The organism is Pelagibius sp. Alg239-R121 (genome assembly GCF_947331435.1).
In the GTDB taxonomy this organism is placed as follows: Bacteria; Pseudomonadota; Alphaproteobacteria; order Kiloniellales; family Kiloniellaceae; genus Denitrobaculum.
The window spans coordinates 258,696-285,202 of the sequence record NZ_CAMZOF010000011.1; the positions used below are offsets into that span (position 1 = coordinate 258,696).

Genomic DNA, 26,507 nt, shown 5'->3' on the forward strand with positions numbered 1-26,507 from the left:
GAGTCGACGCGCTTCGGCGAGAAACCCGAGATCCGATGACACCGATTCAGCAGCGGCCGACAAGACCCGTCATGTGAACTGGGGTCGGTCTGTTTGGCCGGCAGCGTTCCGCTATCGCCGGCGCCCGGAAGGATCTGAAGGCGGAATAAACGGATAAAGGGATAACGACAGCGTGCGAAAGAGACGCGACGGAAACCCGAAGATCGATGGATCACTGAAGGATCAGTTGCAGGCTGACGGGGCCGTAAAAGGCGTGGCGGGCGACCGGCAATTTGTCACGGCTCTGGCCCGCGGCCTGGAGATTCTGCGCGCTTTCGAGCCCGGCGATGGTCCGTTGGGCAATCAAGAGCTAGCTGAACGAACCGGCTTGCCGAAAGCAACCATTTCCCGCCTGACCTACACTTTGAGCGCCTTGGGCTACATCACCTATCTCGAACGGCTTGGTAAATATCAGCTTGGAACGCCGGTTCTCGCGCTCGGCTACGCCAGTCTTGCGGGCATGGAAGTGCGCCAAACCGCCCGCGCAGCCATGCAGGAACTGGCGGATCGCGAAAGTGTGTCAGTGGCTCTGGGCGGGCGCGACCGCATGTCGATGCGTTATCTGCAAACCTGCCACCCCGAAAGCCTCGCGACACTTCGGCTTGAAATCGGGGCACGCGTGCCGCTGGAAACCACGTCGATCGGATTGGCGTTTCTCTGTGCCCTGCCCGACGGTGAACGCGGGTATCTGACCGAGCGGATCCAGGAGCGCAGCGGCGATGACTGGCCGCAGATTCAGGAGGGCATCGCCCAGGCCAGCGAAGACATCGCCAGAAAGGGCTTCTGTACATCGTTCGGGCAATGGCGCTCGGACGTCCACGCCGTTGGCGTCCCGCTGGTACCGCGGGACGGTGCGCCTGTTATGGCCTTCAACTGCGGCGGCCCCGCCTTCATGCTCGATAAGGAACGGATGGAACAGGAAGTCGGGCCCAGACTGGTCGATCTGGTGCGCCGCGTTGCCTCGGCGCGCGGCGAGATATGAGCCTGATTGTGGCGATACCGACGGAACTTAAGCCTCAGCCTTCCAGCTCGAGTTCGCTGTCCAGCTCGTTCTGCAAGCGTGAAACGTCGGTCGAGACCTCTTCCAGCAGGGATGCCATCGCCACCTGCATGGCCATTGCGCGCTCCAATTTCTGCGAGATGCCCATGGTTTCCTGGAAATCGAAATCGCGCTTCATGTCCTTCGGCGCGTTCCCGGTCAGCAGCCAGGTCGAGGGAATGTTCAGAACACCGGCCAGCATGACGAGTTTGTTCGCGCGCGGTTCGCTGCGATCTTCTTCCCAGTTCTCGAGGGTCTTGTTGGTGACGGCCAGGCGTGTAGCCAATTGTTTCTGGCTCAGCCCGGCTTCGGTGCGGGCCTGACGAATGCGACCGCCAATGGTGTCTGATATCATGATCTGGAGCGTTCCTAGTCTATGGTCGATTACAGATAAATTTGGATCTTCGCCGCTCTTAAAGTGCGAAGAATCAGCCTCTAGCGAACAATTCGGCGTTCCGGCAGCAAAGCGGCAGTTTTAGCCCTTCCGGGTTAGAACTCTGTGGAACCTGCGACAGCTTGATCTTTTCTGCGACGTTTTGGATGACAAACTCAGGTCAATTTGTGGAAGATTCGGATAGCTGAACAATCGCAGAAGCCGGGTAGTGATTGCCGCGGAGTAGTCATTGCCAGTCAAAGCGCATGGCAGCGGCAGGCAGTATTAACATAGGGTGTTTTCGCAGGTGCAGCAACCGCAGGGTCGCAGCAACATCATCGGTAATAAGTATTAAGACAGGATTAACTATGATCGCGGACATGACGGGGTTCGAGCTGGCAAATCTGGGTGAGGGCTTTTATCAGGACCCCTATACGATCTACCGCAAGGTTCGTGACACGGCGCCGCTGTGCCAGCAGTCTGATGGCTCCTACTTCATAAGCCGCTACGGAGATGTCGCAGCGATTCTTAAAGATCATCAGAGCTACAGCTCTGACAAAAAAGTCGATTTCAAACCCAAATTCGGCGACGGGCCACTCTATGAGCACCACACGACTTCTCTCGTATTCAACGACCCGCCTTACCACACAAGGGTCCGGCGGCTCCTCGCGCCCTTCTTCACACCGCGCACCCTCAGGGCTCTTGAAGCCAATGTCGCGGCCATGATCGACGAACTGCTGGATCAGGCCGAGGCTGCGGGCACGATCGATCTGGTCAACGACTTCGCGAATGCCATCCCGCTTAACCTGATCGGTGATATGCTGGGCATTCCTAAGGACGAACGCGAACCATTGCGCAATTGGGCCAACGTCATCCTGGGCGGCTTGGAACCCAGCCTCACGCCGGCGCAACTTGCGACGGGCAATGCCGCGGTGGATGCCTTCAAAGATTATCTGCGTGACCTGATCGCCTGGAAGCGCACGCGCCTGAATGAGCGGGAGGAAACCGATATTCTTTCGGCGCTGCTGGCCGACCATGACAGCCCGGACGGCCTCACCGAACTGGAACTGATGCACAACTGCATCTTTCTGCTGAACGCCGGCCATGACACTACGACCACATTGATTTCCAACGGTATGGACCTGCTGTTGCGGTTTCCCGACCAGATGGCCTTGTTGCGCGCCGAACCGGACAGGATGAAAGGTGCAGTGGAGGAAATGCTGCGATATGAAAGCCCCCTGCAGATCGGCAACCGTCGCGCAATGACCGAGGTAACCCTGCACGGTCAGCGATTGCCCGCCGGTACCTTCCTGCACATCGGCATCGCCGCCGCCAATCACGACGAACGGCAGTTCCCCGCGCCGGAGGCATTCGACATTGCCCGCAAACCGAACCGGCATCTGGCCTTCGGGAACGGCATCCACATCTGCGCCGGAAACTCTCTTGCCCGCATGGAAGCCAGCCTCGCCTTTTCAAAACTGCTCGTCCGCTTTCACAAGATCGAGCAAGCGGGTCCCACCTTGCGGCCGGATCGCGCGCGCTTCCGCGTTGTCTCGCACCTGCCGGTCAGCCTTGCCGCCTGATCGTATCGCCGTGATTAAAGAGCATCGAAACATAGGGGCTCCGAACCGCGCTCTGGACGCAGTCGCAACAGCCAGCATAGCTCTCTCGCAGCGATCGTGATACAAAGCGGCCGGTGACAGCGGACTGACGGAGCCCGTCATTGACGCGCAGAAAGACGAAAAGCATGGGACTAAAGATAGTGAAAGCGGGAACCACGACCGGACGGGCGATGGAAAAGTCCGGCCAGACCGCGGAAAACCTCAGCTTGATCGCTGATATCGGCGGAACGAACGCCCGCTTTGCCGTCGCCACAGCCGATGGGAAGATCAGCAAGGCCCGGACCCTTGCCTGCGCCGATTATCGCGATCCCGCCCATGCAGCTCAATCATACTTGGACACTATGGGGCTACCGAGACCCGTTCAGGCCTGCTTCGCTTTTGCCTGCCCAACCCATGACGACCGGATCCGCATGACCAACAACGGCTGGGATTTTTCCCGGGCGCGAACGAAAGAACAGCTCGGTCTGCAGCGGCTCGAGATCATCAACGACTTCATGGCTCTTGCGCTCTCTCTCCCGCATTTGCCCTCGGACAGCCTGCGGCAGGTCGGCGGCATCAGCCAAGTCGGAAAACTGCCGATCGGTGTCGTCGGTCCGGGAACCGGCCTCGGCGTATCGGGCCTGATTCCCTATAAAGGTGACTGGATTCCTCTGGATGCGGAGGGTGGACACGCTTCGCTTGCCGTCTCCGGTTTGCGCGAGACAGCCGCCCTCCATCATTTGGAACAACATTACAGCCGCGTTTCTGCTGAACGCGTTCTGTCCGGCCCTGGACTGAAAGCGCTCTATCAGGCGCTCGGCGCAATCGATGGGGCTGGAGTTCTGGATCTGACGCCGTCCGAAATCGTCGCCAAGGCACTGGCACGGGAAGACGCTCTTTGCGGCGAAACCCTCGAGATTTTCTGCGCCTTGCTGGGTGGCTTCGCAGGTGACTTCGCCCTCACGCTTGGCGCCCGGGGCGGAATATACATCGGCGGCGGCATCGTGCCACGTCTTGGTGACTTCTTCGCCCGCAGCGACTTTCGACGGAGGTTCGAAGATAAGGGCCGGCTGTCCGGCTATGTCACCGCCATACCCTGCTATGTCATTACTGCAGATTACCCTGGTCTCGCTGGTGCTGCCGCTTATCTCGCCGGCTCACAGTAACCAACACGGCGCAATCTCTTCCAGCCGCTACTCGGCGTCCGGCTGAAGCGAGGGAACCGTTGCCGCAATCGCCTCAAGATCAAGGCATGCCGCGTTAACCGCCCGGACTTTGGGAAAGTCCGACAGATCCACATTGAAGCGCTCGGCGTTGAAAACTTGCGGCACCAGGCAAGCGTCGGCCAATGTCGGCTGAGCCCCAAAACAATAGGGGCCCTCTTCGCGTTCCAGCAGACGCTCCACCGGACCGAAGCCCTCTCGAATCCAGTGCGCGTACCAAGCCAGCTTGGTCTCTTCGTCATGACCCAGATCGCGCACCAGGTACTTCAGGATCCGCAAATTGTTGAGAGGGTGGATCTCGCAGGCAATTGCCTGGCAGAAGGCCCGGATCTCGGCCCGTCGCGCGGCATCACCCGGCAGCAGACTGGGCTCGGGATAGGTTTCTTCGAGATACTCCATGATCGCCAGAGACTGAGTGAAGACTTTGTCATCGACCTCCAGTGCCGGCACCAGTCCCTGTGGATTGGTTTTCGCGTAATCCGGTTTGAGATGTTCACCGCCATCACGCAGCAGATGAACCGGGACCAGATCGAAGTCGAGTCCCTTAAGCGCCAGTGCGATACGTACACGCCATCCAGCCGAACTGCGAAAATAGCTGTAAAGTTTCATGGCGCGATCGACCTCCGGACTGCCTGCTGCTGCATCCGGCCATAGTAGTTTCATCTGAAACTATGTAAACCGCTGTTTGGAGATCAAGAGCGCCAACATTGAACCTCGGGATCAGATGCCATCATGGATAGCCGACATACCGATGGTCTTTTTGTATTCGGGGACCAGCTTCAAGGCGGCTTTGACTTTTGTGACTTCCTGAGAAATGACAGCCGCATTTTTCTTTCCGACGATCGCGACCGCCGCACTGTAGGCAGCCGCGTAAAGCTTATCGGCAGCGGCATTCTTCGCGTCCTTCAGGCGGTCGGTTTTTACCGGATGATTGCCATAGAGATAGAGCGCCTGAGCAATGTAGCCTGCGGCTTCATCGTCAATGTTAAGCGTTTTGCCGAGCTTGCGCATGTCGTTGACCGCATGGGTCGCTTCATGGATCAACAGGGCTCTGTCCAGGAGATCGAGAGTGGAGATGTTCTTCTTCAACTGAAACTGATTGAGCTTCGCGTGATAGCGGGCGTTGTGCGCGAGCGCGGGATCGACAACAACGGCAATCTTCCCACTGCTCAAGGCCGTTCCCACATCGGCAATTAGAGCCGGCGTCACGCGGATGGATCCCAGGATAAAATCCACAAGCTTGTTCGCCTTGCTGTCCTTTAGAACCTTTTCGATCGCGCTGACTGTGGACGGCGACGCTGGAGAGACGGCCATAGGATTTTCCTCACGATTTCACCCATATCGAAGTTGTGAATATAGCTATTCATTCGTATACATGCAATATTTATGAGCGAGGCCCGTATGCACTCCGTCAACTTCGCAATGCGCCCAGGAACTGATACAGCGGCCGGAGGTTTTCAAAAACGCCTGCGCAAAACGCCACTGCCCGAGGATTCGTTACTCCGTCATGGTCTGACAGGTCGCGCCACAGGGTCAGACTCTTTCTGCGCAAGAGGGCTTCGCGCGGGTGAGCTTTGTCGAAACCGGCCGGTACACGCTTCAACTCCGGCGCCTCCAATCGAAAGCCCCCCTCGACCAGTCCCACGAGCATAGCCTCGACGCTGTGGCCCTGCGCATCATCGACAACCGCCTGCCGGAAAGTTTCAAGCCCGGATTTTGAAAAGCCCATCGCGCCGCCACCTAGAATCAGGCACTCCGGCTCAAGCGAGAAATAGAAGCCCTGGCCGTCCTGCGCAGCGTCAAAAGGAAAGAACGCCATACGCAGGTGCGTGTTGTATGGCGTCTTATCCTTCGAAAAGCGCAGATCCCGGTGCAGCCGGAAGATCTTGCCCTTAAAGTCCACGCCGAAGCGTTGCGCCAATTCCCTTTCCATGGCGGCGGCAAACGCCTTTGCGGGCGCCTCAAGTTCTTTTTTGTAGAGGGCCCGGTTTTGCTCAAACCAGGGGCGATTGTTGTTGGCGGTCAGATCTTGCAGAAATTTGATCCCTGCAGCCGGGAACCCGGGAAAACCGTTCGCCTGCATGTCTGCTCCCTTCGGTTATTTCGGCGGCAAGGAACCGGCGAACTGCGACGCCAGGTCGATCCAGCCATCCAGTCCTGCGTCCAGACAGGCATCCGCATCGACCCAGATGATGCCGCCCATACGCCGCCCGCTGAAAACGACAGCTTCCGCACCCAGCCGCGTGACCGCTTCGGCCTCCCGTTCCTTCCCGACCCGAAACATGAAGCGGCCGACTTCGACGCCGCAGAGCATATTGCCGTTCAGAAACCAGCAGAAACCGCCGAACATGGCTTTCTCTGTGATACCCCGGCGCGGCTCCAGCGCCACGCGCATCAAATCGGCAAGATGGGGGTCGTAAGGCATTGGCATCTCCCTGTTGAATCAGATGGCCAACTGAATCAGATACCAGAAGGATCCAGCATGGCCCAAATCAGAAAAACCCCGAATGCGGCCATGGGCAGAGTTGTCATGGCCATACCGATAGCCCGTCCCACCGCGGTCCCATACTTCACAATGGTGTAGGCATGCATCAAGCGCCCGATGAGCAGAACCGCACCGCCGGCCCATAACAATACGGCAGGCGCACCGAGCAACTCGGCCAACACCATGACCAAGAGAGCAATCGGCACGGTCTCGGTGAAGTTGCCATGGGCCCGCATGCGCCGGGTCATGGTGACGTTTCCGCCATCAAGAAATTCAATGCCGGACTTGACCCGATAGAGCCCGACAAAGGCGGTCATAAAAACCTGAACCACGATAAGGAGCCCCGCAAAGAGCGGTGTGATGGAAAGCGTCATGGCGGTTACCTCCAAAAATTCCCGTCGCACCGACCGAACAAAATACACGCGACCGCGTGTTTGCATTTCGGTGCGTTCACTTTCTAGACGCGGGAGCGGTCAGTAATCCGACAGGAGGCATTCATTTTGTTTTCGCGCGGCAGTGACGTAGTCTGGCCATTCCAAGGCCAGACGGATTTCCCCGCATGACAGAGAGACCAATCCCAGCGGCCCTCGCCGTTGTCATTCGAGAGTCGCATTTCTTGCTGGTGCGCAGAAACAACAGGCCCGACAAGGGTCTCTGGGGCTTTCCCGGCGGCAAGATCGAACGTGGCGAGACGGTGATGGAAGCGGCGATCCGCGAACTGCGCGAGGAAACCGGCATCGAGGCCGAAGCGCGCGACACCCTGACTTCGGTCGATGTGATTATCCGGGGCAAGAATGGCGAACTGCAGCACCATTACGTTCTGGTCGCCGTCCTCTGCGATTATCTGGGTGGAGAGCCTCTTGCAGCCGATGACGTCTCGGAAGCCGAATGGTTTGAATACGAGGAGATCCTGGCAACCCCCGAGGACAAGAGCCCGGCCGTCGGCCGGGTGGCACAGCAGGCGATGGTGCGGCATAAGGCCTAAAACAGCCGCGCAATACACCCTATGCGTCTTTCTTCGGGCGCCACGCCTCGTACTTCGGGAGTCCGTCACCCAACTGAACCCAGGGTAACTTCTCCACCGTCCTAACATGATAGGCGGGTGCTACATCTTCTGGGTTATTCAGTGTTGCCAAAGGAAAGTCGAGATCAGGCAGGCAATCCTTGTGCTGGTACAGAATCTCGGTACCGCATCCGGTGCACCGGCTTCGTGTTACGTCCGGCGACGAGGCGAATTTCGACAATGCGCCCTGGGTCAGCTCGAAGCGGGTTTGAGGCACGCGCCCCCAGGCTACAAACGGCGCACCGGAACTTCTCCGGCAGCTTTCACAATGGCAATAGAAGGCATCGTCTGGCTGACCGGTAATCCGGTACTGCACGGCACCGCACAAGCATCGCCCTGAAAGCTCCGTTCGGCTCATGGGGTCCCTCCAATACTCAAAACAGGTTGCTGCGTGGTCGCCGCGGTTTTGCCATTGAGAGCAGATTATGGACGGAGGAAAGCTGGAAGCCAAAGCGTTGCTGTCCAGAGGCCTAAAACCGAGACTTGCCTATTGCCGAGTCTGGTCCTATATTCGATTTATATTTGTATACATATAATTTTATCTACTCCACCGCATTCTGGCGGAGCCACTCAACACATTCGGCGTGTGTGACAATTGGAATTGAAGGAGCTTTTCATGCAAGCCGTTGGTCCAACCATGATGTCGCCCAGTAACTTCATGCGCTTTCCCTGGATGGAGCAGGCGTTGGAGGAATATGGCGTCAAGGAACTGCCCGGCAACGCGCACAATCCGCGGATCGTCGAATATTTCTCGACCATGAAAACCAAGTGGCAATTTCAGAACGACGAGTCCGAATGGTGTTCGGCCTTTATCAACTGGGTGATGGAGCAAAATTCCATCCCGGGAACCGACAAACCGACCGCGCGCTCCTGGTTGAAGTGGGGCAATCCCCTGCCGGACGATGCACCGATGTACGGGGCCGTCACCATTTTGTGGCGTGGATCACGACGGGGTTGGCAGGGGCATGTCGCGTTCTTTGTCGGTGTGGACGGCAATGATATTATCCTGCTGGGTGGAAATCAGCGTGGTGACGAAGGCGGCCCGAGCAATCAGGTTTCGATCCGCGCCTATCCGAAACGCCGTCTGCTCGGCTTCCGCTGGCCGACCGCGTACAGCCGCGAAATCGTTTGTCGTTGAAACCGGGAGATCGTCACATGACTTTGAAATCCTTGGTTCCCGTGCTGGCACTGCTTCTTGGCTTCGCCCTGACCGGCTGCGCAGCCCCCGAGAAAACAGCCCCTGAACCGCCGGCGAAGGCCAACCCCGCCCCGCCAGCTCTGACGGAAGGCGAACAGAAGGCGTTGCAATACGCCATGAATCGCTTCGTTGCCGCCCTGAAGGCTTCGGACACTTCAGCCTTCGCGACGCTCTTTCCTCAGCGCGGCGTCTGGACCTTCCAGAGCACCCTCGGCGAAGCGGAAGCACGCAGCGTGCACAGCCTCTTCGATCTGCGCCGTGACCTTGCAGAACGCAGTGGCCTTTATGAGAGTTTTTTTGAAGGCGACGGTGACAGTATCAGAGACTTCGTCGAAACGACGCGCGGCCACCCCTGGCAGCGCAGTGGCGAACAACAGTTTTCCCCACCGGATCTGCCCGACATCAAGGATTTGATGTTCATCCGCTGGCGCCAGGAAGACGGCCTCTGGGTGGTCGATGCAGTTGCTGCGCCTTTTGCGTAAAGGCGGGATAGGATCTGAGCATAGGCGCCGACGAGACTAAAGGTTCCCGCTAAAGCGAGTTCGCATTGAAAGTATCGCAGGCCTCAAGTCGCCCATTCTTGAGGCCAAGCCGAAACCAGCGCTGCCGCTGTTCGGAACTGCCGTGCGTAAAGGAATCCGGCACGACCCGGCCACCCGCCTGACGCTGCAAAGTATCATCGCCAATGGCGCTGGCAGCCCCCAAAGCTTCCTCGATATCTCCTTGCTCCAAAATCGCTTTCGTTCTCTCAGCGTGGTTGGCCCATACGCCGGCAAAACAATCCGCCTGCAACTCCAGCCGGACGGAAAGAGCGTTCGACTGCACCTTGCTCACGCTGGACTGGACCTCGCGGACGCGTTGCGAGATTCCCAGCAGAGTCTGAACATGATGCCCAACTTCATGCGCAATCACATAGGCTTGTGCGAAATCGCCGGGCGCATGGAACCTCTCTCTTAGCGAACGAAAAAAGTCTAGGTCCAGATAAACTTTGCGATCGCCCGGACAATAGAACGGCCCCACCGCTGAACTGGCCGATCCACAGGCTGAACGCACACCATCGGAGAAGAGAACGAGCTTTGGCTCCTGGTATCGCTGCTTGAGCTGGGTTTCAAACAAGACGTGCCAAACATCTTCGGTATCGGCGAGAACGACAGCCACGAAGTCGCGCAGCGGATCAGACCCGGAGTCTCTCGATGCAGAGCGGGTGAATGGAGCATCACCTGCCGGTTCCTGCATACCAGTTAGCAACATGGAAGGATCGACACCGAAGAGCAATGCGACGACGACCACAGCAACGAGTCCGAAGCCACCAACGGCGGAGCGCCGTCCCACACGGCGACGGCCACCCCTGCCCCGTCGTCCGAGATTCATGGGGAACGAGATACGCCCAGATCTGCCGCCACCACTGCTGCCACGGCGATCCTCGATATTCGAACTCTGCCTGCGCCCCCGCCACTTCATTTTTGCCTCCACCCAAGCAACAATCAGGAGGTTAAGCCACCTCCAAGAAAGTTCCAAGTCTGCAGAAAACAGGCGGTTGCGGCGGAGCATCGGATGCCTTGCCCGCCGGCTCAAAGAATGCCGGGTGCGGGTGGTCTACGAGACTGTTGCGCTTTAAATCAGGAGCGGCCCAGGCCTCACCTTCGCGCACACCATCGAGAAAGGCATCCAGTGACACGGCTAATTCTTGGCAGTCAACCTGGCGCGCAGCCCTTTTGAAGGAGCGGTGTTTTTTCGTTTTATACCCCGCTCTGAAGTCTTTCAGCCTCTCGTTCCCCGCCACTACTTCGCTTCTTTCGACCGCACCTCCACCAGGAAGTTCTCAAGTACGTTTTCTAACTTGCCGCAAGGGAGTCGGACGCGGTCGTATTTTTGCAGATCGTTTTTGTGGCGGCCGGTCTTGAATTCTTCAAGACTGCCATAGCGTGATTGAAGTTCATTGACCAAGTCATGATGGCCACAATGGCGCGCAAACGCTGTATACTTCCCAAGCGTATAGAGCGTCGACTCTTCCGCCTCGAGAGACGCAGGTGCGATTCCAACCGCAATTGCACATAAAAAGAGCGCCAGAGAAACCTGACGCGATGTCGCCGAAAACATAGGCCTACCTCGCCAATATCAATCTAAAATCGAATTTCTATCCCGACGATATCGCAAATTTGAGACAAAACAAGTCGTTTTGACCGAAAAATGTCACAGACATCACTACTCCCGGATGCGTTTGTCCAGCTTTTCCAGGATCTTATCGAAGGCCGTGATTTCCTTTTCGCTGAGGACCGACAGGAACTCCCGCTCCCAGGCCAATGCCATCGGCGCGATCTTGTCATAGATGCGCTTGCCCTTGGCCGAAAGCTTCAGGCTGCTCACCCGGTTGTCTCGCGCGTCGGTCTCGCGCTTGACCAGACCCGCCGTCTGCATCCGGGAAATGGCGCGGCTGACCTTCACCTTGTCCATAGAGGTGCGTTCAGCGACTTCATTGGCAGACAGGGGCGCCGCGCGGCCCAGATTGGCCATCACCCTCCACTCGGGGATCGAGAGGCCGAAACGCGCCTGATACTGCGAGGCCAGCGCCCGGCTGACCAGATTGTTCAGCACCGAGAGGCGGTAAGGCAGGAAGTTGTCCAGCTCCAACACGGCCGCATCGGAGCCCTGCTTCAGCGAAGCGGCGGCCTGCGTCTCGGCAGGCTCCGTCGCCGGGCGGCGTTCCTGCCGGCGGGTCCCGCGTTCCCGCTCCTGGCGCCCCCGTTCGGAGCGGCCGCGTTTCGCGCGTTCCATCGAGTCAGCTTTTTCGGCCATAGGGCCTCCGAATTTCCGGCACCCCGGCGAGACTCCACCGGTGATGCGATACACGACTTGACATTAGTTTCATATGAAACCATTTTGGTTGCAACCGAAGAGTAGCCAAAAACGGGCCGCTAGGAAAACACCGCTGTTAGGAAACGCCGGCTGGATGGTCATACAGCGAGTAAGACCGAGAGTCGGGCAGAGGGTCAGACCAAGAGTCGGAAGACGCGATCATAGGGAGAGAACGTCCGGCGCCGCGCTGAAAGGGCGACAGAGCGGACCGGCTGCCACCCGCCATTCCCTCCCACCAAAAGTGATCCGCGCGCCGGCAAACCGACTCACACCCCGCTTGGCCCGAACTCAATTCTAAGGAGCGCCAGAGGATGAAACGCCACATTTCTTTTCAACATATCGAGGGACTGGCGTCCCGGCAGGCGCACGCCAAGCTGCCCGAGGGCACCTACGAGCGGGAGATGGGCAAGGAAGGCTTCTTCGGCCCGGCCGCCCACATCTATCACAAGAACCCGCCAACCGGCTGGATAGACTGGGAAGGCCCCTTACGCCCCCGCGCCTTCGACCTGACCCTGATCAACCAGATCGAGGCTTCGCCCTGGGACGCCCGCGACGTGCTGCACAATGCCTCGGTTCAGGTTCGGTTTTGGCGAGTCCCTGAGACCATGGACAAACTCGCGCGCAACGGCGACGGCGACGAGCTGATCTTCCTGCATCAGGGCAAGGGCGACCTTTTCTGCGACTTCGGTCATCTGGAGGTCGAAGCCGGCGACTACATCATGATCCCGCGCGGCACCATGTGGCGGCTGGAATCAGATGAGCCCATGACCGCCCTGCTGATCGAAGCCACCAACGGCAGTTACATGCTGCCCGACAAGGGCATGCTCGGCCCGCACGCGATCTTCGATCCGGCCATGCTGGACGTCCCGGCGCTGAACGAGACCTTCAAGGACCAGCAGTCTGATGGCAAGGAATCTGGCGAGAACGGCTCGGGTAAGACCTGGCAAGTCGCCATCAAGCGCCGCAATCAGATCAGCACCGTGACCTTCCCCTTCAACCCGCTGGATGCGGTGGGCTGGAAAGGCGACCTGGCGCCGGTGCGCATCAACGTGCGCGACATCCGCCCGCTGCTGAGCGACCGCTATCACCTGCCGCCCTCGGCCCACACCACCTTCGTGGGGAATCGCTTCGTGGTCTGCACCTTTGCGCCGCGCCCCTTCGAGAGCGATCCGGATGCGCTGAAGGTGCCCTTCTATCACAACAACGACGACTACGACGAAGTGCTGTTCTATCACGCAGGCGACTTCTTCAGCCGGGACAACATCCATCCTGGCATGATGACCTTCCACCCCTGCGGCTTCACCCACGGCCCGCACCCGAAAGCCCTGGCGGGTGCCTTCAAACCCAAGAAGGCGGCGACCGACGAATACGCGGTGATGATCGATACCCGCGACGCCCTGGAGGTCGGTGACCTGCCCAGCGGCATCGAACAGCCGGACTACGTGAAAAGCTGGCGCGTCACTTAACGTGCGTCACCTGACGGCCATCGAAAACAACTAAAACCAACACAAAAAGACTCAGAGAGATCCCTATGAAACTCGCCAGCATCAAATCCGCCAGCCGCGACGGCACCTTGATCGTGGTCAGCCGCGACCTGTCCCATGCCGTCGAAGTCCCCGGCATCGCCGCCACGCTGCAGGCCGCCATCGAGGACTGGGAGACCAAGGCGCCCGAACTGGAAGCGGTCTACGCCAAGCTGAACGCCGGTGAACTCAGCGCCGCCTTCGAGCTGGACCCGGTCACCCTGGAATCGCCCCTGCCCCGCGCCTATCAATGGGCCGACGGTTCGGCCTACGTCAACCACGTGGAACTGGTGCGCAAGGCCCGCGGCGCGGAGATGCCATCGAGCTTCTGGAGCGATCCGCTGATGTATCAGGGCGGCTCCGACAACTTCATCGGCCCGCGCGACGACGTGGTGCTGGGCAGCGAGGACTGGGGCATCGATTTCGAATCCGAGATCGCCGTGATCCTGGACGACACGCCCATGACCGTCACCCCGGAAAACGCCAAGGACCACATCAAGCTGCTGATGCTGGTCAACGACGTGTCCCTGCGCAACCTGATCCCCGCCGAGCTGGCCAAGGGCTTCGGCTTTTTCCACGCCAAGCCCTCCAGCGCCTTTTCGCCCGTGGCGGTCACGCCCGACGAGTTGGGCGATGCCTGGGACGGCGGCAAGGTCAACCTGCCCCTGGTCACGCACCTGAACGGCGAGCTCTTCGGCAAGCCCAACGCCGGCGTCGACATGACCTTCGACTTCCCGCAGTTGGTCGCCCACGCCTCCAAGTCGCGCAAGCTGATGGCCGGCTGCATCATCGGCTCGGGCACGGTCTCGAACCTGGACCGCTCCGCCGGATCGTCATGTCTGGCGGAACAGCGCATGCTGGAGATCATCGACGAGGGCGCGGCCAAGACCCCCTTCATGCAGTTCGGCGACCGGGTCCGCATCGAGATGCTGGCCGAGGACGGCCATTCCATTTTCGGCGCCATCGACCAGCAGGTCGTGAAGCACCAGAGCTAAACAACACCCCGCAGGAGAGAGAACCATGACCGCCAAATTTGCTTCGCAGGGCGACCTGCAGGAAAAGAAAATCACCTTCACCGAACTGGCCGAAGGCGTCTACGCCTACACCGCCGAGGGCGATCCCAACTCGGGTGTGGTGATAGGCGATGACAGCGTGATGGTGATGGATGCCCAGGCCACGCCGGTCCAGGCGCAATCCCTGATCAATTGTATCCGCAGCGTCACCGACAAGCCCATCAAGCACGTGGTGCTCAGCCACTATCACGCGGTGCGGGTCATGGGCGCCTCGGCCTACGGCGCGCAGGAAATCATCGCCAGCCAGGGCACCTATGACCTGATCGTCGAGCGCGGCGAACAGGATTTCAAATCGGAAGTCCAGCGCTTCCCGCGTCTCTTCGACTCAGTCGAATCCGTGCCCGGCCTGACCTGGCCGACCATGACCTTCGAGAGCGAGATGACGATCCGCCTCGGCAAGCGCGAAGTGCAACTGAAACACATCGGTCGCGGCCACACCAAGGGCGACATCATCGCCTGGCTGCCCGACGACAAGATCTGCTTCTCAGGTGATCTGGTCGAGTTCGGCGCAACGCCCTACACCGGCGACGCCTACCTGACCGACTGGCCGACCACTCTCGCCAACCTGCGCAAATTTGACGCCCAGAAACTGATCCCCGGCCGGGGCGACGCGCTGGAAACGCCGGAAGATGTCGCCAAGGCCATCGACGGCACCCAGGCCTTCCTGAGCGAGATGTTCGAAGCCGTCAAACAGGGCGTGGCCGAAAAGAAGGAACTGAACGCCGTCTACGCCGAGACCTTCGCCAAACTGTCCGAGAAATACGGCGAGTGGGTGATCTTCGAGCACTGTATGCCCTTCGACGTGACCCGCGCCTTCGACGAAGCCCAGGGCATCACCGATCCGCGCATCTGGACCGCCGAACGCGACATGGAAATGTGGGCCGCCCTGGAGCGCGACAAGGAAGTTAAATTTGCCGAAGCGTAGGTTGATTAAGTTCGGCTGACGCCGAACCGGCTCCGGCAAGTTGTTTGACTAAGTTTCGGCTAGCGCCGAAACCGGCACCAGCCCGCTCCCCCTTCCCGGCCACCCAATGCGATTATCCTGTGGGTGGCCGGGAGGGGGAGCGGGCCGGTGCCGAGCTAAACAAAACAATAGAGGACGCACTTATGTCCGAAGGCACAGCAGCAACCGACTTCACCTATCAGCCCTCGCCGGATCAGTCGGCCGCGACGCCGGTGCGCCATCCGGTGGTGATCATCGGCGCGGGGCCGGTGGGGCTCGCCGCCGCGCTCGACCTCGCCCAACGGGGCCGCAAGGTGGTGGTGCTGGACGACGACAACACGGTCAGCACCGGGTCGCGCGCGATCTGCTGGTCGAAGCGGGCGCTGGAGATCATGGACCGGCTGAGCGTCGGCGATGCGCTGGTGGAAAAGGGCGTGACCTGGCAGAAGGGCAAGGTCTTCTTCGGCGAGGAACAGCTCTATGCCTTCGACCTGCTGCCGGAAGAAGGCCACCGCATGCCCGCCTTCATCAATCTGCAGCAGTACCACTTTGAGGCCTTCACGGTGCGCGAAGTCCTGAAGCACCCGGAGATCGATCTGCGCTGGAACAACCGACTCGTCGGTGTCGACAACAGGGAAGACGGCGTTACTCTCACCATCGAAACCCCGGACGGCGAATACAGTCTGGTCGCCGATTACATGCTGGCCGCCGACGGCGCGCGCAGCGCCACCCGCCGCCTGCTGGGCCTGGACTTCAAGGGCCAGATCTTCAAGGACCGCTTCCTGATCGCCGACGTGATCATGAAGGCCGACTTCCCGACCGAGCGCTGGTTCTGGTTCGACCCGCCCTTCAACAAGGGCCAGTCCGCCCTGCTGCACAAACAGCCCGACGACGTCTGGCGCATCGACCTGCAGCTCGGCTGGGACGCCGACCCGGAGGAAGAGCGCAAACCCGAGAACGTCATCCCGCGCCTGAAGGCCATGCTGGGCAATGACGTGGACTTCGAACTGGAGTGGGTCAGCGTCTACACCTTCCAATGCCGCCGCCTGGAAAAATTCCGCCATGGCCGCATCTTCTTCATCGGCGATTCCGCCCACCAGGTCTCGCCCTTCGGCGCGCGCGGCGCCAACAGCGGACTGCAGGACATCGATAACCTGGCGTGGAAACTGGATCTGGTGCTGGACGGCAAAGCCCCCGAAAGCCTGCTCGCCAGCTACCACGACGAACGCGCCTTCGCCGCCGACGAAAACATCCTGAACTCCACCCGCAGCACCGATTTCATCACCCCGAAAAGCGACGCCAGCCGCGCCTTCCGCGACGCCGTCCTGGACCTGGCCCGCGACCACGGCTTCGCGCGACGTCTGGTGAACTCGGGCCGCCTGTCCCTGCCCTCGACCTACAGTGACTCCGGCCTGAACTCACCGGATAGCCCGGGCTTCATCGGCGCCATGATCCCCGGCGCACCCTGCGTCGATGCGCCGGTGACGCTGGACGGCAAAGATACCTGGCTGCTGCATCACCTGGGCGGCGATTTCTGCGCCCTCTACTTCGCCCGCGAAACCGAAACCGCCGAAAGCCTCGCCCAACTGCGCGACAACCTCGCCGCCCTGGAGATGCCGGTGAAACTGGTCGCCGTCTTCCCGCCCGGCACGACGGCCCCGGCGGGCGCACTCACAGACCGCGACCACCTCGCCGACGCCCGCTATGACTCCCGCCCCGGCACCTTCTACCTGATCCGTCCCGACCAGCACGTCACCGCCCGCTGGCGTCAGGCCGACCCGCAGGCGATCCGGGGCGCGCTGCAGCGGGCCTTGGGGAAAGGCCCGGCGAGTGCCGAGGCAGACGCTGAGAAGGAAGGAACCGCCGCATGAGCGCCCAGCAGATGACTGCCCAGCTAAAAAGCGAAGCCCGCCTCACCCGCCCGGACGACATCTATCAGGTGTTGATCGACGCCCATCGTGATCTGACGCCCGAGCAGAGCCAGGCTTTCAACAGCCGGCTGGTGCTGTTGCTGGCGAATCACATTGGGGATGACGAGGTGATTGCGGAATCTGTGGAGGCAGCGAGGAAGGGTTTGTAGGGATAGAGTTTACCTTGTGACTTTCAACAAAATTTTCTAACAATTTAAAGATCATGAAAGCAGATGAGCGAGGCTACCAGAGTTTCGCGATACAAAATACCTGCAATTTTGAGCTTTAATGCATTACAATCTCAACACCTAATAATAGTACGGCTATCTTGCAATTCCATGCTGTATGGAAGGAAAGCTATTGGTGACGTTTATCGGCAACAACGAAACCTACTTCGTAGAGGAGATGCTAGAGCGCGGATTTTTTCCCGAGAATCTACCTCCAGTTTTTCAAGTCACAAACCTTCATGAAGCATCGCTAGGGCCCGTCGGCGACGGTGATTTTATTTCCAAAGCCCCGACGGAAGCATGTCGATACAATGCCTCTAAGCGTGGAGGACAGCGACGTACTTTTACGATGCCAAACCCAGTATTCATGATCGACGCGGCTATATTTTTCAAAAAACACAAGGAAGCAATTGACGAACATTTATCAATTTCATCAGACACCTGCTCAAACCCGAAATTTCAAGTGTCTGATGGTAGGCCTCTCACAATATCAAGCTTTCCAGAATTCCACAAAATGCGCCGACAGTGCTTTTCTTCATCTAAATATGTCGTAAAAACCGATATATCCCGTTTTTACCATTCAATATATACTCACGCTATACCTTGGGCTCTCCACGGTAAATCAGAATCAAAAAAAGATCGAAAACCCGATTCAAGTACGATTTTCGGCAACCAACTTGATTACATTGTGCGACAGGCACAAGACGGACAAACTGTTGGAATCCCAGTTGGTCCAGATTTTTCGCGTCTTATTTCTGAGATTATTGGCGTAGCGATTGACACAAAATTCCGGCAAATGCACAGCCGTGAAATACCAATGCTCCGTCTCGTCGATGATGTATTCATCGGCGCTGACAATCAGGATGATGCAGCAACCTTTCTTAGTTCTATGCGTGATGCAATTCGATCTTTTGAATTGGACATCAATGAATCGAAGACTTGTATATTGAACTCAAGTGAAGATCTCGAACCTTTTTGGCCGGTCGAGATACGCCGCGAAATTGAACGGTTTTCGGGTTCTGATGGCTCAAGCAAAGGTCAAAAGCGTGCGGATTTCGTCCATTTTCTCGATGAAATCATTCGAACTTCAAACGCAAAATCAGACGAAGGGATTATTAAATTTGCACTCAGAAAAATTGACGAACTCTCTATCTGGGTCAAATACTGGGATCTGCTTGAACCGTTCCTTGTAAGATCTGCTATAAGTTTCCCGCATTGCTGGGATTACGTCGCTAGAGTAGTTGCTTGGCGCCACAGAGTAGAGGGTGTTGATTTGAACCTGTGGGGTCGAGTAACAGAGAAATCTATTGTGTACAATGCCAGAACAGGAAACGACTCTGAGGTCACGTGGGCACTGTGGTTAGTTAAGGAAATTAAGACAAAGATCTCTCAGCAAACTTTTGAACTCGTGATCACAAAATGTGGCCCCTTCCCAAGCACACTAGCTCTAGATGTTCACAAATCTTGCGAGCTTAATTTTAGACTTCCCAAAGAAAGCATATTGGATCGAATTGGTGACAAACCAATGCTGGGAGCAAACTGGCTACTTGCCTATGAAGCAGATCGCGCATTTGGCTTTAAAATTAAGACAAAGAACCAACAAGGGTATGAGTTCTTCAAAACACTCTATGATGACGATGTTTCATTTTATAATTCCGAAGCTGTGCCGGTTGTTTTTGAGGATATTGAAGAACCCACTAGCGTGATGTCTGCAATAGAATCTCCGACTGGTAGTTACGAAGACATATATGACGACGAAGACGAGGACGACGAATTGCTAGAATTTTAACGTCAGGCATTTGTTGACGTCCTGTTGAGAGTTCAGGACCAAGTTAAAATTTGTGCATTAGTCGCAGGTAAAAGTCGCGTAAAGTGAGATTTGCGCTCGACCAATAAGCACTATCCCCAAAGTCTTTGCATCCGAACCACTATTAATAGTTGCTTTGCAGATCTGGACTTACATTTTTTCCGGGTGTAATGTGTCCTATCTACTTCGCAAAATGATTATGACATTGGGTTGCGAAGAAGTTCATTGCAAGTGATCAAATCGGCTAGTTTTGAAAATCGCATCTTTCGATTATTCGGAATTGCAAATACAAAACTCATTATAAATGGGAATCTCCAATGATAAACATTGAGGAATTTGACCCAAAACCGGTTTTTAATAACCAACATCGCTATTTAAGCCTGTCTGGCGACGGTCCGTTCCGCGTCACATTGAGCTGTTTTATTGATGATCCACCTCCTCCAAGATTTGGTCCATGTTCAGCTTGTGGTGGACACATCGTTAGAGCACATGAGCGCTTGAGGTTTTCAATCGACGAGAAATTTTGGGCTCACGTCACAGGATCCCTAGTAATTAATATACAAGATACAACCGGCGTTACTGACCAGTTGAAACTTAGAGTCCAAATTTCTAGCGCCAGTTCCTCAAACCAAACACTGGAGCAATAAAATGAGGCCGCGATGCCAGAGATGACCATTATAGAACAGGGGATAAATGAGTATTATCAAACCACTGTAAAAGGGCAAAGGCGAGGAGAACAGATTAGAAAATGGCGCGTTGCCTTTGCCTACGCTTTAAAGACTGTAGGAGCAGGCGGAAGCCTCGTCGTCGCCACCGGCTTACTAGCGACATGGCATCAGGCAATTGGCATATCGGTGCTAATTGCCGTGTTTCTCGACACCATTACGTCGAATCATAAGAGGCTTGTTGCAGAAGTCGAGGCAGGCAGCGCTTTTCGATCTTTACGTGCAAGTGTTAAGGGTGAGTTTAATAGAGAGGCGGCTCCGCTCTTTAAAAGAGTTGAGAATGGTGATGTATCAGCTGAGTCGGAACTTGAAGCATTGCAGTCAAGTACTCATAAGATTTTACAAGACGAAATTAAAATTATTCGAGCAAACCTCGAGAAGGCAGACGTTGCAGCATTGCAAGCACTGTCCCTAGATCAAGAACGAACTAGCCTATCAAAGGATTAAATCAGCAACCACCGCACCTAAGGCACTTGATTTTTGAGTGTTAAAAAGGGGCAAAAAACCGCACCCGATGCAGGCTTTGGCGCATCGAAAAGAGCATCGACCTGACCGACCGCCTCTTGACTACGTAACTTCTTACATGCCGCAATATTAGAGACTTCTCACGCTCCAACATTCCGACCAAAAGTAGAAATCCATCGAATTTTTAGGGCTAGTCGAAATGCCAATTCTGGTGCGGTCGCAACTTTTACTGCAGAAAAGTGGCATTGAGCATGATAGAATATACACTCAAGTGGATTGGTATCGGCGCGGTATTTCCCGCCGCGCTGCTTTGCTTGTTTTGCAAATCCGACAAATGGTTGCAAAAAGAATTCAAACATTGGTTATCCAACTACTTACTTGGAATTCAAATTTCAAGCAAAACTGATAACATATGGATACAATTCATACGAGTGTTTGATCGTTTTTTCGGCGCAAATCGCTTCCACTGGAAGTTCTTTTTACGCTCCTGTCAAATGTCCACAGCGTCTGTTTGCATAATGATTTTTATCTGGTATGTAGTCCATCCAGATGACGTATTCATTTTATTTGTAGTTATGAAAACGCTGGGGTTCACACCAACGGTTGTTTTTATTTTAGCCTTGTTTCCGATCAACTTCGTTCCAGATTATATTTCTCTAATTGAAACTCGTTTTCTTATAAACCTGCTGAGCTCAAAGAAGGCTCCAATCGCAATCATCCTTCTTCTGGATCTCATTTTCACATCAACAATCTTCCTTTTGGTTTTACCTATCGTCGCCTCAAGCATTATAATATTTGCAGGAGGAAATCCTGCAAACTATTCTGTCTCCAAAATTTTCTCGGCAGTTTTCCCTGAAGGCATATTATTACTTCCCGCTGGAAATTCTGCATTTACAATTGGAATACTATTTTACTCCACATTCTTTACATCTATTTGGCTTTGGGTGTACGTCTCTGGCATTTTCACAATTAGGTTGCTCGCTCAGATGGCTCCGCTAATTAAGTTTTTGCAATGGGCACTACCTATCAAAAGAGAGCCCATGTGTTGTATCGGTGTCGTTGCTTTCTTACCCGCGACTTTAATTGGTTGCTTGATCTCATTACTGAGCGGGGTTTGAGCAGGATCTGGTGTCGCTCTGTGATCAGCGTCAGGATGAGCTCCTCCCCTCCTTTTTCGAAAAGTTAGAGTCGCTCCGGCAGCAGAGCGAGAGGGTGATGTAGAAGCAGCATGGCTAACAGCATCGCCGATCGGTTAATCTCCGCCGCCTATGCATAACCTTTCCGACAATGTCCGCGGCGCCCTCTTTATGTCCATTTCCATGGCGGGCTTTGCGCTGAACGACGCGACCATCAAGCTGATCTCGGGGGAACTCGGTTTCTTTCAGATCATCTTCCTGCGCGGCATCTTTGCGACGCTGCTGGTGGGCCTGCTCGTCCGGCAGCGCGGCGGGCTGTTCTATCTGCCGTCACGCCGCGACGCCGGAATCATGGCGGTGCGGGCGGTGGGGGAGGTCGGCGGCACCCTCTGTTTCCTGACCGCGCTCTTCAACATGCCGATCGCCAATGCGACGGCCATCCTGCAGGCCCTGCCGCTGGCGGTCACCCTGGCGGCGGCAATTTTCCTGGGCGAAAAGGTGGGCTGGCGGCGCTGTACGGCGATCGCGGTGGGTTTTACCGGCGTCCTGATCATCGTCCGCCCGGGCGGTGAGGGATTCAACGCCTATGCGCTCTGGGCCGTCGCGGCGGTCGGTTTCATCGTGCTGCGGGACCTCTCGACCCGGCGCCTGTCGTCCGGTGTTCCCTCAGCCTATGTCGCGCTCAGTTCCTCCATCGCGATCACGTCGGTCGGCGGCCTCCTGTCGTTGACCGTGCCCTGGCAGCCGGTCAGCGGCAACTCCCTGGCGCTGCTGGCGGGAGCGGCAGGCTTCCTCTTCTTCGGCTACCTCTTTGCCGTGATGACCATGCGGGTGGGCGAAGTCAGCTTCGTCTCTCCCTTCCGCTACTCCGTGCTGATCTGGGCGATCCTCCTGGGCCTGCTGCTGTTCGGCGAGGTCCCCGACGGCTGGACGTTGCTCGGCAGCCTCGTCGTCGTCGGCATGGGGATATATACCTTCTACCGCGAGCGACGGGTCAAGGAACAGAGTTCGTAACGTCGTTAAGCGGCGGGATCTGTTTAGCGTCATTCACCGAAGAAACCTTCGGTACATAAGATTCGAGAATCAAGTTAGCCTGCTTACTTCAGTTGGAGAGGATCGCAGTTGAGCGTTACCGTGTTTCTCGCAGTCATCGCAGCCGCCATACTTCACGCAGTTTGGAATGCACTGGTCAAAGGCGGCGACGATAAGCATCTGGCCATGACAGCCGTGGTCCTGGGGTCACTTCCAATAGCCGTGGGGCTCCTGCCGTTCGTGCCAGCGCCCGCACCTGAAAGCTGGCCTTATCTGGTCGCCAGCATCGCTCTGCACGTCGGCTACCATCTGGTTCTGCTCCTATCATACCGGACCGGCGATCTGACCCAGGTTTATCCGATTGCCCGCGGCACAGCCCCTCTGTTGGTCGGCGGAATCTCGGTGCTGTTTCTGGGCGTCCAGCTGAAACCCAACGAGATGCTGGCGATTCTGATCATTGCGGCAGGGATCATGAGCCTCTGCCTGGTGCGCGGAAGAGATGGGCAGCGCAATCCTAAGGCAACCCTGCTGGCCCTGCTGACGGGTTGTTTTATCGCGTCCTATTCGCTGGTGGACGGCACTGGCGCGCGCCTCGCCGGATCATCTCTCGGCTTCTACTGTTGGATTACTATAGGCAACGTCGTACTGTTTGCAGGGTTTATCGCGCTCACCCGGCCGGGTTTGCTGTGGGCCGTGCCAAGGCGGGCCAAACGCATTGCGGTTATCGGTGGCGGCGCAACCTTTACCGCCTATGCGCTGGTGATGTGGGCCTTCACTCAAGCACCGATCGCCCTGGTCACCGCGCTGCGCGAAACAAGCATCGTGATCGCGCTCCTGATCGGCGTCTTCTTTCTTAAAGAGAAACTCGATCTTGCGAAGGTGGTGTCCACCATGATCACGTTGTTTGGCGCTGCGTTACTGCGATTTTCGAGGCAATAGAATAGCGTGGGAAGCCTGGCCGAAGTCAGGCCTTCATTTGTGCGTCATCTGTTTCAATTTGAGCGCAGGGGACAAGTCGCCGCGTGCCCCAACCTCACGCCCCCTCACCGATCTCAAGTCCCCTCATCCACGTCCGGCCGCGCGGCGCGGGCCTCCTCGAGCAGCCAGTCGCGGAAGGCGGCGACCTTGGGCTGCTCGGCGCTGTCTTTCGCGCTCAGCAGATAAAATGAGAAAGAGAGCGGCGTGCTGAGGCTCGGGTCGAAGGGGCGGACCAGGCGGCCGGTGGCGAGATGGTCGGCCGCGACGATGTCGCCGACCAGCGCCACGCCCTGGCCGTCGAGCGCAGCCTGCATCGCCATGTTTTCCATGGTGAAGTGTGGCCCGCGGGTCGGGTCGATGCCGGGCAAACCGGCGGCCAGCAGCCACATGCGCCAGCTCGCCTCGGCGTCCTTCCAGTCGATGTGCAGCAGGGTGTGGTGGCGCAGGTCTTCAGGCTTTCGTAAGGGGTACTTGCCGCTTAAGAGCACCGGGCTGCAGACCGGCGTGTTGACCTGGCTGAACAACCAGTCGGACCGCACCCCGCTGTAGCCGCCGGGGCCGTAGCGCAGCGCCACGTCGGCTTCGCCGCGCGCCACTTCGACCCGGCGCTCGGTGCCGTCGATGCGGATCTCGATCTTCGGGTGCAGGCAACGAAACCGCTCCAGCCGGGGCACCAGCCACATGGCGCCGAAGGAGGGACTGACGCTGATAGTCAGCAGCCCGCTCTCGCAGTGGGCGCGCATCTGCTCGACCCCCTCGGTCAGCTTTTCGAAACCCTCGCCAAGCGCCGGCAGAGCCGCCTGTCCGGCGTCGGTCAAGCGCAGCGCCCGGGGCAAACGGCGGAACAGGGAGACGCCGAGCAGTTCCTCCAGCGCCTTGATCTGGTGGCTGATCGCGGCCGGCGTGACGTTCAGTTCCGCCGCCGCTTTGGTGAAGCTGAGCTGCCGGGCGGCCGATTCAAAGGCCCTGAGCGCGTTCAGGGGCGGGAGCGGTCGAGCCATGGTCTGTCTCTGCGCTCCTTCGCACGCCTATAGCTGAGAATTTCTAACATATAAGCTCAGATCTTCTCGTTTGTTGCAGGTCATGGATATTCCTATCTTTTAGGTAACTCAAGACCGAATTGCACCGATAAGGGTGTGACTCCGACGGAACATTAGGTCAAATAAACCTAAATCATAACACTGTTGGCTGGCGGTCGAACCGGAATCCGGAGGAGGACTCCATGAACACCACTTACGAGCTTACCAACCCCGGCAGGTGCCTCGACCAGAGCCCCGCCGCGCAACCAGAACACCTTGAACGGCCGGAACTAGCGCTTCGCCGGATCGTCGGCGCAATCTCCCGCTGGCAACGGCGGCGCGCCGCGATCCGCGAGCTCCGCGCCCTGGACGATTACCACCTGATGGATATCGGGCTGGAACGCTTTCAGATCGTCTCGGCGGTGGAGGAAATGATCGAGAACGAAAATCGGCCGGCATGACGCAAACGACGCGATCCGACTACAGCATCGGCGTCTTTCTTCTTGTGATTTCGGCAATCACCTACAGCACGGCGGGCCTCTTCACCAAGGGCGTCGAGGCGGGGTCGTGGGAGGTGATTTTCTGGCGGGGCTTTTTCGCCGCTGCCTTCACGACCTCCTGGACGGCGAAGCGGGGCAGCCTGCGGCAGAACTTCCTGGGCATGGGCTACAGCGGACTGGCCATCGGCGTGGTCGGCGCGTTGGGAACGGCGGCCTTCATTCCGGCTTTCAAGCTCACATCCATCGCCAATGTATCCCTGATCTATGCGGTTTCTCCGCTGATCGCCGCGTTGCTCGCCTGGCTTGTCATGGGAGAGAGAGTCTCGGCAAGAACCATGGCGGGGTCCGTCGGCGCACTGTTGGGTGTGGCGCTCATCGTCTCGGGGTCACTTGGTCACGTCAGCCTCACCGGCGATCTGCTGGCTCTGTGGATGACCGCCGCCATGGCCTCGATCATGGTCATTTACCGGAAGTATCCGGGTACGCCCGGGGCGGGCCCCCAGGTGCTGCAGTCGCTTCTCCTGCTGCCGTTTGCCGCGATGCTCGGCAACCCCTTTGAGGTCGAGCGCACGGAGATCTATATCCTTGCCGCCTTCGGACTACTCTTTGCCATAGCCTCCGTCACCCTGGCAGAAGGCGCCAAGCGCGTTCCTTCCGGTCAGACCGCGCTTTTAAGCGCCCTGGAGACTCCTCTCGCGCCGGTTTTCGCATTCCTGTTGTTCACGGAGATACCAACCACCGCAACATTTCTCGGCGGTTCGGTCGTGCTCCTCGCTGTGCTTTCCTCGATAAGACGCGATCTTTAATGGCCTGGATTGCGGTGGCGCCGGAAGAGGCACATAAACGCCAGCCCGACCACCAAAACCGGCAGGCTGCCCGGAGCCGGAATTGCTACTGGGTCAGTGGGGTCGGTAGGATCAGTAGGATCGGTAGACACGAAAAATGCACCGGTGCCCACAACATTGCCGGCGAACTGCCCAGAGCTCTGACCGTCCGGCACAAACACACCCGTACGGTTTTCGTCGTTCAGCATGTCGTTCAGCGAATCGTAGGTGATGAGCGAGGAACTCAAGGTGGACTCACCCTCGATGTTGAACAGGTTCCAATAGCTGCTGCCGTCGGAACCGGTGCCCACAACATTGCTGGCGAACTGCCCGGAGCTCTGACCGTCCGGCACAAACACACCCGTACGGTTTTCGTCGTTCAGCATGTCAGTCAGCGAATCGTAGGTGATGAGCGAGGAACTCAAGGTGGACTCACCCTCGATGTTGAACAGGTTCCAATAGCTGCTG

At 57.5% G+C, this 26,507-nt stretch carries 30 protein-coding genes; 18 read left to right on the forward strand and 12 right to left on the reverse strand.

What is annotated here, in order from left to right; genetic code table 11:
* Positions 1-172: 172 nt before the first annotated feature.
* On the forward strand, positions 173-1,021 hold the full coding sequence (locus tag QMZ18_RS30760; RefSeq protein WP_282610242.1) for an IclR family transcriptional regulator: 849 nt from the start codon (positions 173-175) through the stop codon (positions 1,019-1,021).
* A 34-nt stretch (positions 1,022-1,055) separates the two neighbouring features.
* Here the strand turns inward: QMZ18_RS30760 and QMZ18_RS30765 are convergent, their stop codons facing one another.
* Positions 1,056-1,433, reverse strand: a complete 378-nt coding sequence (locus QMZ18_RS30765; protein ID WP_282610243.1) for a helix-turn-helix domain-containing protein — start codon at positions 1,431-1,433, stop codon at positions 1,056-1,058.
* A gap of 386 nt (positions 1,434-1,819) precedes the next feature.
* Between QMZ18_RS30765 and QMZ18_RS30770 the strand changes: the two genes are divergently transcribed.
* Both QMZ18_RS30770 and QMZ18_RS30775 read left to right on the forward strand, forming a co-directional pair.
* A complete protein-coding gene (locus QMZ18_RS30770) occupies positions 1,820-3,034 on the forward strand; it encodes a cytochrome P450 (RefSeq protein WP_282610244.1) in 1,215 nt (404 codons plus the stop codon).
* 164 nt (positions 3,035-3,198) lie between these two features.
* Positions 3,199-4,218: a glucokinase gene (locus tag QMZ18_RS30775; RefSeq protein ID WP_282610245.1), complete on the forward strand. Its 1,020-nt coding sequence runs from the start codon at positions 3,199-3,201 to the stop codon at positions 4,216-4,218.
* A gap of 27 nt (positions 4,219-4,245) precedes the next feature.
* Here QMZ18_RS30775 and maiA read toward each other — a convergent pair whose 3' ends face one another.
* The 5 genes from maiA to QMZ18_RS30800 all read right to left on the reverse strand — a co-directional run bounded on the left by maiA (position 4,246) and on the right by QMZ18_RS30800 (position 7,134).
* Complete coding sequence (gene maiA, locus QMZ18_RS30780) at positions 4,246-4,938, reverse strand: maleylacetoacetate isomerase (RefSeq protein ID WP_322097462.1); 693 nt, start codon at positions 4,936-4,938, stop codon at positions 4,246-4,248.
* Between the two features lie 57 nt (positions 4,939-4,995).
* A complete protein-coding gene (locus QMZ18_RS30785) occupies positions 4,996-5,589 on the reverse strand; it encodes a hypothetical protein (RefSeq protein ID WP_282610246.1) in 594 nt (197 codons plus the stop codon).
* Between the two features lie 97 nt (positions 5,590-5,686).
* Positions 5,687-6,358, reverse strand: a complete 672-nt coding sequence (locus QMZ18_RS30790; RefSeq protein WP_282610247.1) for a DUF2461 domain-containing protein — start codon at positions 6,356-6,358, stop codon at positions 5,687-5,689.
* Positions 6,359-6,373: 15 nt separating this feature from the next.
* Positions 6,374-6,700 carry a TfoX/Sxy family protein gene (locus tag QMZ18_RS30795; protein ID WP_282610248.1) on the reverse strand — a complete coding sequence of 109 codons (327 nt, stop codon included), beginning with the start codon at positions 6,698-6,700 and terminating at the stop codon, positions 6,374-6,376.
* A 35-nt stretch (positions 6,701-6,735) separates the two neighbouring features.
* Positions 6,736-7,134 carry an MAPEG family protein gene (locus QMZ18_RS30800; protein ID WP_282610249.1) on the reverse strand — a complete coding sequence of 133 codons (399 nt, stop codon included), beginning with the start codon at positions 7,132-7,134 and terminating at the stop codon, positions 6,736-6,738.
* 185 nt (positions 7,135-7,319) lie between these two features.
* On the opposite strand from QMZ18_RS30800, the gene QMZ18_RS30805 reads away from it, so the two are divergent.
* A complete protein-coding gene (locus QMZ18_RS30805; protein WP_282610250.1) occupies positions 7,320-7,745 on the forward strand; it encodes an NUDIX hydrolase in 426 nt (141 codons plus the stop codon).
* Between the two features lie 19 nt (positions 7,746-7,764).
* Here QMZ18_RS30805 and QMZ18_RS30810 read toward each other — a convergent pair whose 3' ends face one another.
* Positions 7,765-8,181 (reverse strand): GFA family protein, encoded by a 417-nt coding sequence (locus tag QMZ18_RS30810; protein WP_282610251.1) that lies wholly within the window; start codon positions 8,179-8,181, stop codon positions 7,765-7,767.
* Between the two features lie 258 nt (positions 8,182-8,439).
* Between QMZ18_RS30810 and QMZ18_RS30815 the strand changes: the two genes are divergently transcribed.
* Together QMZ18_RS30815 and QMZ18_RS30820 are read left to right on the forward strand one after the other, a co-directional pair.
* The gene (locus QMZ18_RS30815; protein WP_282610252.1) at positions 8,440-8,961 is read left to right on the forward strand and encodes a TIGR02594 family protein; all 522 of its coding nucleotides are present in this window, start codon (positions 8,440-8,442) and stop codon (positions 8,959-8,961) included.
* 17 nt (positions 8,962-8,978) lie between these two features.
* Positions 8,979-9,503: a hypothetical protein gene (locus tag QMZ18_RS30820; protein WP_282610253.1), complete on the forward strand. Its 525-nt coding sequence runs from the start codon at positions 8,979-8,981 to the stop codon at positions 9,501-9,503.
* Positions 9,504-9,552: 49 nt separating this feature from the next.
* On the opposite strand, the gene QMZ18_RS30825 is transcribed toward QMZ18_RS30820, so the two are convergent.
* From QMZ18_RS30825 to QMZ18_RS30835, 3 genes are all read right to left on the reverse strand, one after another.
* On the reverse strand, positions 9,553-10,482 hold the full coding sequence (locus tag QMZ18_RS30825) for a neutral zinc metallopeptidase (protein WP_282610254.1): 930 nt from the start codon (positions 10,480-10,482) through the stop codon (positions 9,553-9,555).
* Positions 10,483-10,803: 321 nt separating this feature from the next.
* Positions 10,804-11,121, reverse strand: a complete 318-nt coding sequence (locus tag QMZ18_RS30830; RefSeq protein WP_282610255.1) for a hypothetical protein — start codon at positions 11,119-11,121, stop codon at positions 10,804-10,806.
* 105 nt (positions 11,122-11,226) lie between these two features.
* A complete protein-coding gene (locus QMZ18_RS30835; RefSeq protein WP_282610256.1) occupies positions 11,227-11,817 on the reverse strand; it encodes a MarR family winged helix-turn-helix transcriptional regulator in 591 nt (196 codons plus the stop codon).
* A gap of 371 nt (positions 11,818-12,188) precedes the next feature.
* On the opposite strand from QMZ18_RS30835, the gene QMZ18_RS30840 reads away from it, so the two are divergent.
* The 10 genes from QMZ18_RS30840 (at position 12,189) to QMZ18_RS30885 (ending at position 23,657) form a co-directional block, all read left to right on the forward strand.
* Complete coding sequence (locus QMZ18_RS30840) at positions 12,189-13,343, forward strand: homogentisate 1,2-dioxygenase (protein WP_282610257.1); 1,155 nt, start codon at positions 12,189-12,191, stop codon at positions 13,341-13,343.
* Positions 13,344-13,408: 65 nt separating this feature from the next.
* Complete coding sequence (locus QMZ18_RS30845; protein ID WP_282610258.1) at positions 13,409-14,395, forward strand: fumarylacetoacetate hydrolase family protein; 987 nt, start codon at positions 13,409-13,411, stop codon at positions 14,393-14,395.
* A gap of 25 nt (positions 14,396-14,420) precedes the next feature.
* On the forward strand, positions 14,421-15,398 hold the full coding sequence (locus QMZ18_RS30850; RefSeq protein WP_282610259.1) for an MBL fold metallo-hydrolase: 978 nt from the start codon (positions 14,421-14,423) through the stop codon (positions 15,396-15,398).
* Positions 15,399-15,580: 182 nt separating this feature from the next.
* Positions 15,581-17,287, forward strand: coding sequence for an FAD-dependent oxidoreductase (locus tag QMZ18_RS30855; RefSeq protein WP_282610260.1), 1,707 nt, complete (start codon positions 15,581-15,583; stop codon positions 17,285-17,287).
* A complete protein-coding gene (locus QMZ18_RS30860; protein ID WP_282610261.1) occupies positions 17,284-17,496 on the forward strand; it encodes a DUF2783 domain-containing protein in 213 nt (70 codons plus the stop codon). Before QMZ18_RS30855 ends, QMZ18_RS30860 begins: the two co-directional genes overlap by 4 nt.
* Before the next feature lie 193 nt (positions 17,497-17,689).
* Positions 17,690-19,342 carry an RNA-directed DNA polymerase gene (locus QMZ18_RS30865; RefSeq protein WP_282610262.1) on the forward strand — a complete coding sequence of 551 codons (1,653 nt, stop codon included), beginning with the start codon at positions 17,690-17,692 and terminating at the stop codon, positions 19,340-19,342.
* Positions 19,343-20,019: 677 nt separating this feature from the next.
* Positions 20,020-20,532, forward strand: coding sequence for a hypothetical protein (locus tag QMZ18_RS30870; protein ID WP_282610263.1), 513 nt, complete (start codon positions 20,020-20,022; stop codon positions 20,530-20,532).
* Between the two features lie 263 nt (positions 20,533-20,795).
* The gene (locus QMZ18_RS30875) at positions 20,796-21,668 is read left to right on the forward strand and encodes a hypothetical protein (protein WP_282610264.1); all 873 of its coding nucleotides are present in this window, start codon (positions 20,796-20,798) and stop codon (positions 21,666-21,668) included.
* A gap of 150 nt (positions 21,669-21,818) precedes the next feature.
* Complete coding sequence (locus QMZ18_RS30880) at positions 21,819-22,700, forward strand: DMT family transporter (protein ID WP_282610265.1); 882 nt, start codon at positions 21,819-21,821, stop codon at positions 22,698-22,700.
* A gap of 108 nt (positions 22,701-22,808) precedes the next feature.
* Positions 22,809-23,657, forward strand: coding sequence for a DMT family transporter (locus QMZ18_RS30885; protein WP_282610266.1), 849 nt, complete (start codon positions 22,809-22,811; stop codon positions 23,655-23,657).
* Between the two features lie 113 nt (positions 23,658-23,770).
* On the opposite strand, the gene QMZ18_RS30890 is transcribed toward QMZ18_RS30885, so the two are convergent.
* On the reverse strand, positions 23,771-24,697 hold the full coding sequence (locus tag QMZ18_RS30890; protein WP_282610267.1) for a transcriptional regulator GcvA: 927 nt from the start codon (positions 24,695-24,697) through the stop codon (positions 23,771-23,773).
* A 221-nt stretch (positions 24,698-24,918) separates the two neighbouring features.
* Between QMZ18_RS30890 and QMZ18_RS30895 the strand changes: the two genes are divergently transcribed.
* Positions 24,919-25,176 carry a DUF1127 domain-containing protein gene (locus tag QMZ18_RS30895; RefSeq protein ID WP_282610268.1) on the forward strand — a complete coding sequence of 86 codons (258 nt, stop codon included), beginning with the start codon at positions 24,919-24,921 and terminating at the stop codon, positions 25,174-25,176.
* Positions 25,173-26,021 carry a DMT family transporter gene (locus QMZ18_RS30900; protein ID WP_282610270.1) on the forward strand — a complete coding sequence of 283 codons (849 nt, stop codon included), beginning with the start codon at positions 25,173-25,175 and terminating at the stop codon, positions 26,019-26,021. Before QMZ18_RS30895 ends, QMZ18_RS30900 begins: the two co-directional genes overlap by 4 nt.
* On the opposite strand, the gene QMZ18_RS30905 is transcribed toward QMZ18_RS30900, so the two are convergent.
* The coding region (locus tag QMZ18_RS30905) for a hypothetical protein (protein ID WP_282610271.1) at positions 26,018-26,507 on the reverse strand (490 nt) is incomplete at its 5' end. The two genes, QMZ18_RS30900 and QMZ18_RS30905, sit on opposite strands and share 4 nt — an antisense overlap.